We start from the raw sequence: 11,450 nt of genomic DNA, 5'->3' as shown, positions 1-11,450 counted from the left end.
ATGCGTGTGTGGTTTCTATTAGCCAGTTTAATTCTTGCCGGTTGCAGCAGCCATGCGCCGCCGCCGAGTGGCCGTTTGTCCGATTCCATCGTGGTGGTTGCGCAATTGAACGAGCAACTGCGTCAATGGTATGGCACCCCGTATCGCTATGGTGGGCTAGATCGCGGCGGTGTCGACTGTTCCGGCTTTGTCTATCGCACCTTCAGCGATCGTTTTGATATGCAATTACCGCGATCCACGGCGCAGCAAACCGGGCTGGGGACCAAAGTCTCGCGCGACGAGCTGATGCCGGGCGATCTGGTGTTCTTTAAAACCGGCAGCGGAGAGAATGGCCTGCATGTGGGGATCTACGATACCAACGACGAGTTTATTCATGCTTCTACCAGCAAAGGTGTGACGCGTTCCTCACTCAACAACGTTTACTGGCGCAAGGTGTACTGGCAGGCGCGCCGGATTTAACGCCCCAAACCCGCTATCTGGTGTATTATGGCAGCACTGCATGATGAGGTGACTGCCATGAATTCCTTACGTTTATTGATTTCCGACTCCTACGATCCCTGGTTTAATCTGGCGGTAGAAGAGTGCATCTTCCGCGAAATGACCACGCAAAAAATCCTCTTCCTGTGGCGTAATGCCGAAACCGTGGTGATCGGCCAGTCGCAGAACCCGTGGAAAGAGTGCAATACCCGGCGGATGGAGCAGGATGGCATTCGTCTGGCACGGCGCAGCAGCGGCGGCGGGGCGGTGTTTCACGATCTGGGCAATACCTGCTTTACCTTTATGGCCGGTAAGCCCGGCTACGATAAAACCGTTTCTACCGGCATTATTCTGGCGGCGCTGAAACAGCTGGGTGTTGATGCTTCGGCTTCCGGGCGTAACGATCTGGTGGTCGAAACGGCCGACGGAGTGCGCAAGATCTCCGGCTCAGCCTACCGCGAAACCCAGGATCGTGGCTTTCATCACGGTACGCTGCTGTTGAATGCCGATCTCAATCGCCTGGCGGATTATCTCAATCCCGATCCGAAAAAACTGCAGGCGAAAGGCATCACCTCCGTGCGTTCCAGGGTCGCCAACCTGGCTGAATTTGTGCCAGAAATCGACCATCGGCAAGTTTGTGACGCCGTCATTCAGGCTTTCTTCTCCCATTATGGCGAAACGGCACAGCCGGAAGTGATCTCCCCGGATGTCTTCCCAGACCTGCCTGATTTTGCCCAGCAATTTGCCAAACAGAGCAGTTGGGAATGGAACTTTGGCAAAGCGCCAGCGTTTAGCCACTTGCTGAATGAGCGCTTTACCTGGGGTGGGGTGGATATCTTCTTTGACGTGGAGAAGGGCGCGATTGTACGCGCGCAGATCTTCACCGATAGCCTCAACCCTGCCCCCTTACAGACTTTGGCCGAAAAGCTGGTGGGATGTGCCTATCGCAGCGAGGCGGTGGCAGAATGCTGTGCACAGCTGGTAGCGCAATATCCGCAGCAGGAGAGCGAGCTTGGCGAGTTGCGGCGTTGGCTGTTGGAAACCATCAAGTAGTGCTGTGTGGTAAATAAATTAGGAATTTTATTAATAAAATCAGGTGGTCGCCGCATCACCTGATCGTTGAACATCAAAAATGAATTCACACATTGCATAAGGCTATTAATTTGTAACGATAGCTGCCGCAAATTAAATTAACGCACCTGATTGTCTGAACAAAAAAACATCGCTAAAACTATCAGTTACTTGGCAATGCCTGGCTAATCGCATTACTATTTATGAACTATTCCCCAGGGATTGATCGGTATAACTTATTGTTATACGATGGTTTGCACGCCATTAAGCCTCTGGCATTAAAATGAATATTCAATCTGACGTTGATTTTATTAGTCAGTATGTCTTCCTGCCGATTTACGCCATGACGGGAAGATTACTGGCGGTGGAACTTCTCACCCGTTTTACTGGCTCGGGCGACAACCTGGCGATGCCTACGGAGATCGGCCTGCGGTTATTAACCCCGGAACAAAGGATTGAGTTATTCAACGACCAGCTAACCTTGGCTGAAAAGCACGCGTCATGGTTTGTTGCCAACGGGGTGACATTGACCATTAATATCGAAGAAACGGCTGTCGATTGGCTGCTGGACAGCGAAACACGTCGTCAACGAGTGCAGCAACTGCCGTTTATTGCTTTCGAAATCAATGAACGTTTCCCCAACCTTTCCGCGGGGAAAGACAACGGGAAAATTCGCTTGTTAAGTACCTACTTTTCGCTGTGGCTCGATGGTTTTGGCTCAGGCAAAGCGACGTTGACCGCGTTGTACGATGGTTTATTTGATTTTGTGAAAATCGACAAACGCTTTTATTGGCAATTGGTTACCCAACAGGGATATGACCTGGTTATCGATTCACTGCTTAAGAATATCAATCAACTTTGTAAGGGAGTTATTGTTTGCGGCATTGAGAAACATGAGTATTTCAATAAACTGACCAACACTGGTGTTTTAGGACTACAGGGATTTTTATGGCCTGCCGTCAGTGTGGATAATCTGCGGTCTCTACGCAGGATTGCTGAAGAGTTCGATAATAATAACTGATTTTTGCTTGCACACCGGGGTAAATAGTGGACTGGATGATTTTTACCGTGATCCCAGTACTGATAATTATTGTCGCTTTATCATTGATAAAGCACTTTAGCCATGCGCGTAGTAGGTCATTAAAAGACTCACGCCGCCGGCGCTAAATAACCAAGCTAACAGGGCTCACCGCCGCTTTTTAGTCTACCACGCCCCTGCTGGTTTCTGGCCAGGGGCGAATCCCTTGTAAATCCTCCGTGTTAATCCGCTCCTCCAGGCTCTACACTAAGCATTACGGAGGGCCTATGCCGCAATTTGAAAACGCTTATTACCAACAGCTGCCCGGTTTTTATACCGCACTGCAGCCGACGCCGCTTAAAGCGGCCCGTTTGCTGTATTACAGCCAGCCGCTGGCTGAGGAACTGGGGTTGGACGCTAGCTGGTTTACTCCAGAGAAAACGCCAATCTGGGCAGGTGAAACCCTGTTACCCGGCATGCAGCCTTTGGCGCAGGTTTACAGCGGCCATCAGTTTGGTTCCTGGGCGGGGCAGTTGGGAGATGGCCGGGGGATCCTGCTGGGCGAACAGCGGCTCGCGGACGGCCGCAGTATGGACTGGCATCTGAAAGGCGCTGGGTTAACGCCGTATTCCCGCATGGGCGATGGGCGGGCGGTGCTGCGCTCAGTGATCCGTGAATTCCTGGCCTCCGAGGCGCTATACCATTTGGGGATCCCGACGACGCGGGCCCTGACAATTGTCACCAGCGAGCATCCGGTGTTCCGTGAACAACCGGAGCGCGGGGCAATGCTGCTGCGAGTGGCGGAAAGCCATGTCCGCTTTGGCCATTTCGAACATTTCTATTACCGCAAACAGCCGGAACAGGTCAGGCAACTGGCGGACTTTGTTATTGCGCGCCATTGGTCGCAATGGGTTGATGAACAAGATCGCTATCTGCTGTGGTTTACCGATGTGGTGGAACGTACCGCACGTATGATTGCCCACTGGCAGTGCGTGGGGTTTGCCCACGGCGTAATGAATACCGACAATATGTCGATCCTCGGCCTGACGATGGATTATGGGCCTTATGGGTTCCTTGATGACTACCGGCCAGACTATATCTGCAATCACTCCGATCATCAGGGCCGTTATGCGTTCGATAACCAGCCAGCCGTGGGGCTATGGAATCTGCATCGATTGGCGCAAACGCTGTCCGGTTTGCTGAGTGCCGAGCAGTTACAGCAGGCGCTGGCCGCCTATGAACCGGCGCTGATGCAGGCTTATGGCGAGCAAATGCGTGCCAAACTGGGCTTCTTCACCCAGTCAAAACAGGATAACGATCTGCTGACCGGCTTATTGAGTCTGATGGCGCAAGAAGGGCGTGACTACACTCGTACCTTCCGTCTGTTGAGCGATGTTGAGCAGCAGCAGGCGCAAACGCCAATGCGCGATGAATTTATCGATCGAGAGGCGTTTGACGGCTGGTATCAACAATATCGCCAGCGCTTACAGCTTGAACAGGTGAGTGATGCCGAGCGCCAGCAAGCGATGAAGTTGGCGAATCCTAAACTGATTTTGCGTAATTATCTGGCGCAGCAGGCCATCGAAGCGGCAGAGCAGGACGATGTCACTAAGCTGGCACGTTTGCATCAGGCGTTGCTGCAACCTTTTGCCGATGATGCCCAGTATGACGATCTGGCGGCCTTGCCACCGGATTGGGGCAAGCATCTGGAAATTTCCTGTTCGAGCTGAATGCAGCAAGCCCTCCATGGCTTACCGTTACTGACGTAAAAACACCTGCGGCAGTGCGGTCTCTGGGTGGGCGGCGACACCGAGATCTGCCTGATACCAACGCGTCAGGATATCCGTCTGTAATACCTGCTGCGGGGTACCGGAAGCGACCAGGCGGCCCTGATGCAACAGCAGAATGCGATCGGCGTACAGCGCGGCCAGATTAAGATCGTGCAATACGCAACAGACCGCCAACGGCTGCTGACGCGTCAGGGAGCGCAGCAGGCGTAAGGTATGCTGTTGATGATACAGATCGAGCGCCGAGGTGGGTTCGTCAAGGAATAACCAGGATGGTGTGGGTTGTGGCTGCCACAACTGCACCAATACTCTGGCCAGTTGCACCCGCTGCTGTTCCCCGCCGGAAAGCTGGCGGTAATCACGTTGGGCCAGGCTGGTGCAATCGGTCTGCTCCATCACCTGTTGGATCGCCCGTTTGGCATCGCGCCCGCTATGCGGAGAGCGTCCCATGGCAACCACTTCTTCCACGGTAAACGGAAAGGCCAGCTCGCTGTGTTGACGCATTACCGCCCGGACCTTGGCCAACTGCTGAGGTTGCCACTGCTCAAGCGGTTTACCTTGCAGACGGCACTCGCCACAGTCAGCGGCCAGATAACCGGTAAGTAAGCGAAGCAGGGTCGACTTCCCCGCGCCGTTGGGGCCAATAATCGCCACCATCTCACCGCTGGCGATGCTGAGGGAGACATCGGTGATCAGCCGGCGATCCCCCAGGTTGTAACGCAACTGCCGTGCTGTCAGCATTGATGAATCATCCACCGGAGCGCTCCCGCTGGCGCATCACCAGCCACAGAAAATAGGGACCACCGATCAGGCTGGTCATCAGGCCTACCGGCATTTCTGCCGGGGCGACCAGCGTACGTGCCAGCGTATCGCTCACCAGCAGCAGGCAGGCACCGCCGAGTGCAGAGGCTGGTAACAACCAGCGGTGATCGCCCCCAAGCCGCATGCGTACCAGGTGGGGGACCACCAGGCCAATAAAGCCGATCACGCCACTCATCGCTACGGCGGCGCCAATCAGCAGGGCGCTGAGTAATAGCAACTGCAGCTTGGCGCGTTGCACATTAACCCCAAGGTAATGTGCCTCTTCATCGCCCAGCTGTAGCAGATTCAAACGACGAGCCTGTAACAGCGTCAGCAATGCGGCTGGCAGGATCAGCGAAGCGGATACCACCAGGGTGGGCCACTGTGACTGGCTAAGGCTGCCCATCATCCACAGCGAAAACTGACGCAATTGCTGGTCGCTACTGAGGTACGACAGCACGCCAATCGCTGCCATGCACAGCGCATTGATGGCGATACCGGCCAGCAACAGCCGCGACAGGCTGCCGTGTCCGCTGCGGCTGATGCCGTAAATCAGTATTGAAACCAGCAGGCTGCCAAGAAATGCCGCCAGCATATGGCTATATAGAGCGATGAGCGGGGGCAGAGCCAGCGGCATGACGATCACCAGTGCGACGAACAGTGCGCCGCCGCTGCTGATCCCCAACAGGCTGGGATCGGCCAAGGGGTTGCGGAACAACCCCTGCATCACCGCCCCGGAAACCGCCAACGCGCAGCCGATCACCACGGCCAATAGCACGCGTGGCAGGCGAATATTCAGCCAGATATGCCAGGAGGCATCGCTGAGAGGTGCCTGCCACAGGGTGCGAAATGACAGTGTCAACGCCCCAAGGTTAGCGGCCCCAAGCGCTAGGATCGTCAGCAGGATCAGCAGGCTGCCGATCGCCAGGCGGGGTGAGGTTCGGCAACGCATTACTTTTGCTCCGCCGCTTTGCGCAACAGGCCCAGCGCCTGCGGCGTTTCCAGACCAAAACCGAGCAGCGCCATATCATCAACGATCAGCACGCGGCGATTTTTCCCCGCCGGTGTCAGAGCCATGCCGGGCAACAGCCACAGGTTTTCCTGGCCACCGATGGAGCGAACGCCATCGGTAGTCACCAACAGCAAGTCTGGTGCGCTGGCAATCACGCCCTCTTGCGAGAGCGGGCGGTAACGGTTGAAACCTTGCATTGCGTTTTTCAACCCAGCCGCTCTGATAATGGCATCTGCCGCGGTTTGCTGGCCCGCGGCCATGGGGGTGATACCTCCGTGACTCATCACGAACAGCACTTTCACCGATAGTGGCGTATTGGCTACCGCTGCCAACTGTTGCTGATAGCGTTCGGCCAACTGCTTGCCTTGGCTACTGCGATTGATGGCATCGGCTATCACGCTGATTTTTTCGGGCACCGCCTGCACGGTGGTATCTCCAGGGATACGAACCACCTTCACGCCACTGTCTTCCAATTGCTTGAGCACCAATGCTGGCTCAGCCAACTCGGTAGTCAGGATCAGGGTGGGTTTCAGCGCCAGAATACCTTCGGCATTCAGCTGGCGCATATAGCCTACGTCGGGCAATTTCTGCACCGCAGCAGGGTGCAAACTGGTACTGTCTCGTGCCACAACTTCATCGCCCGCGCCCAGCGCGAAGGCAATTTCGGTCACGTCACCACCTATCGAAACAATCCTCTCGGCCGCCACGGCGGCTAATGGAAACGCCAGCGCAATGCACAGCGCCAGGCGACGGGGCAATGAAGCTATCATGCGGCAACTTCCTTCGATTCAAGGGCTGCAACCTGCTCACGCCACTGGAGCTGCTCCGGTTGTCCTTCGGTACGCTGCCCGTAGAGTTGCGCGATCTGGGTGCCATCGGCGGCAAACAGCTCCAGGCTGGTAACCATGCCATCTTTGGTTGGCTTGCGTGTGATCCAGCTTTCGGCGATCGCCCCTTCAATCAGGTGCAGGGTAAAGTGGCGGTTGAAGATGTTGACCCAGCCGTCCTGCGGCATCAGGCGTTCGATCTGGCCGGTAAAAATTTGCACACAGCCCCGGTTGCCGACGAAGATCATGATTTCGTTCTGCGCAGACTTGGCGGCTTCCAGGATCTCCGTCAGCGCGCTGTTGTCCACGCGATAGGCCAGATCGTTACCCACGGCGCGGAAGGCCTGTTGGCGGGTCAGATTATTGCGGCTCAGCAGTTGGAAGAACTGGTGGACGTCGGTCATGGCCCGCCAGTCGGCATCGATTTTGGCGGCATCTGGCGCGCTGTTGCTCTCTTTAATTTCGGCCGGTTGCAGCTCCAGTGTCGGGTTTTCCGCACTTTGATGGCGTTCGACCAGGGCGAACCAGGCGGCGAGATCGGTTTCGTCTGTGGTGTAGACCTTATGCAGCGCGTCGCCTTGATGATCAAAGAACTGAATGCTGTGGCGCACGCCACGCTTGTTGGTTTCACTCAGGGCAAAAACGCTGGCCCATTGGTTGAGGAACAGGCGCAGATCCAGCTCGCGCGGATTGAGGATCAGCCCGGCATGGCCATTGAGGTGCTGATTCTGATAACACCCAACCTGCTCGTGTACCGCATAACTGTTACGCGTGATGGATTTGGTGACGCCAACCTGTTCCAGTTCGGTCAGCAGCGTACGGGCATCGGCCTGTAGGCGACGAGCATCGTGGCCGACGCGGGCGTGGGTCAGTTCGCCTTCGCTGATACCCAACAGCTCGGCCAGATCGCGGGCATATTTACCTGGGTGATCAATTTTCGCCTGCTCATAACGTTGGTATAGGGTCTCGCTCATTAATTTGTTTCCTGTGCTGGTGGGTGAGGAGCGGGCAAAAACGGTCTGCCCGCTGTGGTTCAAAGGGTTACCACTGATAGCTGACCAGCAGTTTGGCGTTACGACCATCCTGCGGAATGCCCTGTGGTGAGTAATATTCTTTATCGAAGGCGTTCCCCAGTACCACGGTAGTGGTGACGCCCTGCAGGTCTTCGCGGCCTTTATAGCTGAGGTAGAAATCGTTCACACCATACCCGGCTTGCTTGCTGTAGCCGGTTGCCACGTGGTGCGCACTCTGGGCAAAGGTTCCCACCCAGCCGGTGGATAAGCCGGTCTCGGCAATAGGAATATCCAACACGCTGGTGACCGTATCCGGATTGATACTGGAGAGCCAGTCACCCGTCGCTTCATCTTTACCACGTGTGCGGTTGTAGGACAGATCCAAACCGAACCACTGGGTTTTATAGTTCAGCGAGGCATCCCATCCCCAAATCTTGGCGCGATCGATGTTGGTTGAGAAGGTGGTACAGCTTATGCAGTACATACCGCGTGGGCCACGGCCTAACTCCATGGTGACACCGGTAGTAATATAATCTCTGGCTTTGGTATCGAAGTAGCTGGCCTTGAATTGCAGGGTGTCATCGGCCATTAACAGATCGTCAAAGCGCAAGCCGAAGCCGTATTCCTGCGTAGCGTTGGTTTCTGGCTTCAGATTCGGGTTAGGCACCCAATAGTTAGTGATGGTGGTTGGCCCCATCGGGATCGAGAAGTGCTTGGAGTCGTTGTACATCTCACCCATGGTCGGTGCGCGGAATGCCTGAGCATAAGAGGCGAACATCATCAACCAATCGGTAGGGGTGACGCTCATCGCACCACGGGATGACCACTTGTTGGCGTTGACGTCGTCATAACCGTCGCTAGAGCCTTTGTAGTTGTCATAACGCGTCCCGGCCAGGAAAGAGACCGGCAGGTCACGTAGAGTGATCTCATCCTGCAACCAGCCCGAAGCGAAGTTGATTTTGGCCTGCGGGAAGCTCTCTGTTGCGCCCCCCGGCGTCTGTTCCTGCCGGTAGGCTTCGCTACCATAGGTAAACAGGTGCGAAGCGAAGCTGTCGGCAAACAGGCGGGTACGGTTTTCCAGCTTGCCACCTTTGGTGGTTTGCTTGCGAGCTTCATCCGTGCTGCCATCGGTATGAGCATTGATCTCTACTTCGGAGTAATAGAGCTTGGCATCGGCATCCAGCCAATCCTGGCCTGTGGGCTTGAGCTTGTAGCCGAGCTGTGCGTCACGCTGAATGGTGGAACGGTCAGTTAACAAATTGCTGCTGGAAACATCAGGCGTTTGCGGATTCTTAGGTTCTTGCGCCCGGTTGTTGTAATAGCGCAGATTACCGCTCAGGGACTGGTTGTCATCGATGGCCCAGGTGCCTTTGGCCAGAACGTTGCCGATGGTCTCGTCGTTCGGTGCATTAAAGCCATCGCCCTGGCGAATATCGCCAATATCGCGGGTGCCGAAAGAGATCAGACCATCGAGAACGTCAGTTTTACCGTAAGCGCTGGCGCCCATGCCCAGGCTATGATCGCCGGTAGCCGCCGTGCCGAACACGCGGTAGCCGGTGTTATGGCCGGGCAACAGCAGATCGGCGGCATCCACCGTTTCATAGGAGATAACCCCACCTAATGCGCCACTGCCGTATAACAGTGCCGATGGGCCACGCACTACTTCAATACGTTTTACCAAGCCAGGATCCAGGAAGGTGCCATTGATATGGCCGGTATCGGTTCCCTGACGAATACCATCAACCAGGATCAGTACGCCACGGCGATCGTAACCCCGCATCATAATGTCTTGCCCATTGCTCCGGCCAGTACCGGTTACGGTAACCCCAGGCACGTGACGCAGCATATCGCCGGCGGTGGTGGCGGTTTGGCTCTGAGGGCTGTTGCCGTCGATCACCGTCACCATCATCGGCGCTTCAAAACTGCTGCGCTGATTACCGGTGGCGACCACGGTCATGGCCTCATCTTTGTTTTTTTCTTGTGCCTTGGTGGCAGCGGAAACACTGGTGTCGGTCTGGGCAAAAACCACCGTAGGCAAAGCGCAGGCAATGGCCAGGCTTAATGCGGATAAACGCAGCCGGGAGGTAAAAATGGCAGGCATGTGGCAACTCTCCGTATGACTCAACATATCAATAGATTTGCTGGCTGCCTGGATCGCAAGATCGGGGTGGCTGGCGTTAAAGGGAAGCAAGACGTTATTTGGTTAAGATCAATTTTCCCGCTTTGGTCTGACGCAGTTGATAGCGCTGTCCTTGATGGATGATCACCGCTAGTCCATCGCTGCCCAACAGCTCGACACTGTCGAAGCAGGGCGGTAAAGAGGCAGGTGCACTGCCTTCAGCAGTAACCAAAGCGTTGTTGGACTGTGGGGGATTATTGAGATTGTCCATAAAATCAGCCGGTAAATGGTAATTAATATCAAATTGATAATCATTATCATGTTAGCGAAAGGTTACATCAAGGGAAATTTTCTTATCGATGGCACCTTTTCGTCGTTACGCTTACCGGAACTGGATTGCTGCAGATCGATTTGCTGATGAAAAGGCTATTTCAACAGGGTTTCGATACGGCTGAACAGGCGCTCGGGTTTGGTGATGGGGGCGAAGCGTGTGATGCGCTCGCCATCAGCAGTGAGCAGGAATTTGGTGAAGTTCCACTTGATGCGTTGGCTGCCTAACAGGCCGGGTGCACGGCGCTTTAACTCGCTGAACAGGAGATGTGCCTGCGCACCGTTGACGTCGATCTTGCTGAACAGCGGAAAGCTGACGCCATAGTTAAGGGTGCAGAAGTTGGCAATCTCCAGCGGATTGCCCGGCTCTTGTCCGCCAAACTGATTGCAGGGGAAGCCCAGCACCATCAACCCGCGTGAGCGATAATACTGCCACAGTTTTTCCAAGCCTGCATACTGCGGGGTAAAGCCACACTTGCTGGCGGTATTGACCACCAGATACGCCCGCGCCGGAAAGTCGGCCAGCGTTTTAGGTTCCCCTTGCAGGGTGATACAGGGAATGGACAGCAGTGAATGGTTCACGGAAGAGGGCTCCAGATCGGTTTCGTTCAGATGTTTGGCAAGTATAGCGGAATGACGTAAGAATACTTCGTAGAATATGGTATCAATAACCTGATTTAGGTGATGAAGATCCGATAATGCAGTGTTTAAAATTCCCACTCACTCATTGAAAAGCAATAATTAAATTAAAGTCAGTATCACATGTAAATGCCATGTTATATTGAAAATGTTTAATTGAGTGAGTAATAATAGGTGTTCAGCTTTTATTTTACAGGGATTGACGCTTGGGTTTTTTAATGTGTAATATTATTTTTTGTGGTATCTACGTAAATAGGGAAAGTATGAGCTAGTTGTTGCATAGGGAGATGACATGAATGTGTTAATTGTTTGTTTTCTAATATTATCAGTCTATTGCCACTTCTTTGTGGGCTCGA

General features: G+C 54.5%; 11 protein-coding genes. 4 read left to right on the top strand and 7 right to left on the bottom strand.

Going from position 1 to position 11,450, the window contains the following annotated elements; all coding sequences use genetic code 11:
* The 4 genes from ACX9GU_RS15125 (at window position 1) to ACX9GU_RS15110 (ending at window position 4,296) form a co-directional block, all read left to right on the top strand.
* On the top strand, window positions 1-459 hold the full coding sequence (locus ACX9GU_RS15125; RefSeq protein WP_021178133.1) for an NlpC/P60 family protein: 459 nt from the start codon (window positions 1-3) through the stop codon (window positions 457-459).
* Between the two features lie 57 nt (window positions 460-516).
* A complete protein-coding gene (locus ACX9GU_RS15120; RefSeq protein WP_473192084.1) occupies window positions 517-1,530 on the top strand; it encodes a lipoate--protein ligase A in 1,014 nt (337 codons plus the stop codon).
* Between the two features lie 301 nt (window positions 1,531-1,831).
* Complete coding sequence (locus ACX9GU_RS15115; protein ID WP_473192083.1) at window positions 1,832-2,569, top strand: EAL domain-containing protein; 738 nt, start codon at window positions 1,832-1,834, stop codon at window positions 2,567-2,569.
* 284 nt (window positions 2,570-2,853) lie between these two features.
* Window positions 2,854-4,296 carry a protein adenylyltransferase SelO gene (locus ACX9GU_RS15110; protein ID WP_473192082.1) on the top strand — a complete coding sequence of 481 codons (1,443 nt, stop codon included), beginning with the start codon at window positions 2,854-2,856 and terminating at the stop codon, window positions 4,294-4,296.
* A 27-nt stretch (window positions 4,297-4,323) separates the two neighbouring features.
* Here ACX9GU_RS15110 and ACX9GU_RS15105 read toward each other — a convergent pair whose 3' ends face one another.
* From ACX9GU_RS15105 to ACX9GU_RS15075, 7 genes are all read right to left on the bottom strand, one after another.
* Window positions 4,324-5,094, bottom strand: a complete 771-nt coding sequence (locus ACX9GU_RS15105; protein WP_473195193.1) for a heme ABC transporter ATP-binding protein — start codon at window positions 5,092-5,094, stop codon at window positions 4,324-4,326.
* A 7-nt stretch (window positions 5,095-5,101) separates the two neighbouring features.
* Window positions 5,102-6,106 carry a FecCD family ABC transporter permease gene (locus tag ACX9GU_RS15100; protein WP_473192081.1) on the bottom strand — a complete coding sequence of 335 codons (1,005 nt, stop codon included), beginning with the start codon at window positions 6,104-6,106 and terminating at the stop codon, window positions 5,102-5,104.
* Window positions 6,106-6,936: a heme/hemin ABC transporter substrate-binding protein gene (locus tag ACX9GU_RS15095; protein WP_473192080.1), complete on the bottom strand. Its 831-nt coding sequence runs from the start codon at window positions 6,934-6,936 to the stop codon at window positions 6,106-6,108. Before ACX9GU_RS15095 ends, ACX9GU_RS15100 begins: the two co-directional genes overlap by 1 nt.
* Window positions 6,933-7,967: a hemin-degrading factor gene (locus ACX9GU_RS15090; RefSeq protein ID WP_473192079.1), complete on the bottom strand. Its 1,035-nt coding sequence runs from the start codon at window positions 7,965-7,967 to the stop codon at window positions 6,933-6,935. The genes ACX9GU_RS15095 and ACX9GU_RS15090 overlap by 4 nt, the downstream gene beginning before the upstream one ends.
* Before the next feature lie 67 nt (window positions 7,968-8,034).
* Entirely contained in the window at window positions 8,035-10,107 is a 2,073-nt protein-coding gene (locus tag ACX9GU_RS15085) for a TonB-dependent hemoglobin/transferrin/lactoferrin family receptor (protein WP_473192078.1), read from the bottom strand.
* A 94-nt stretch (window positions 10,108-10,201) separates the two neighbouring features.
* Window positions 10,202-10,396 carry a hemin uptake protein HemP gene (gene hemP, locus ACX9GU_RS15080; RefSeq protein WP_473192077.1) on the bottom strand — a complete coding sequence of 65 codons (195 nt, stop codon included), beginning with the start codon at window positions 10,394-10,396 and terminating at the stop codon, window positions 10,202-10,204.
* 155 nt (window positions 10,397-10,551) lie between these two features.
* Window positions 10,552-11,037, bottom strand: coding sequence for a glutathione peroxidase (locus ACX9GU_RS15075; protein WP_473192076.1), 486 nt, complete (start codon window positions 11,035-11,037; stop codon window positions 10,552-10,554).
* Window positions 11,038-11,450: the final 413 nt, after the last annotated feature.

Source organism: Serratia sp. K1WW1 (assembly GCF_055790865.1).
The sequence above is the reverse complement of the archived record's forward strand: the minus strand, read 5'-3'. Positions and strand labels throughout refer to the sequence as shown.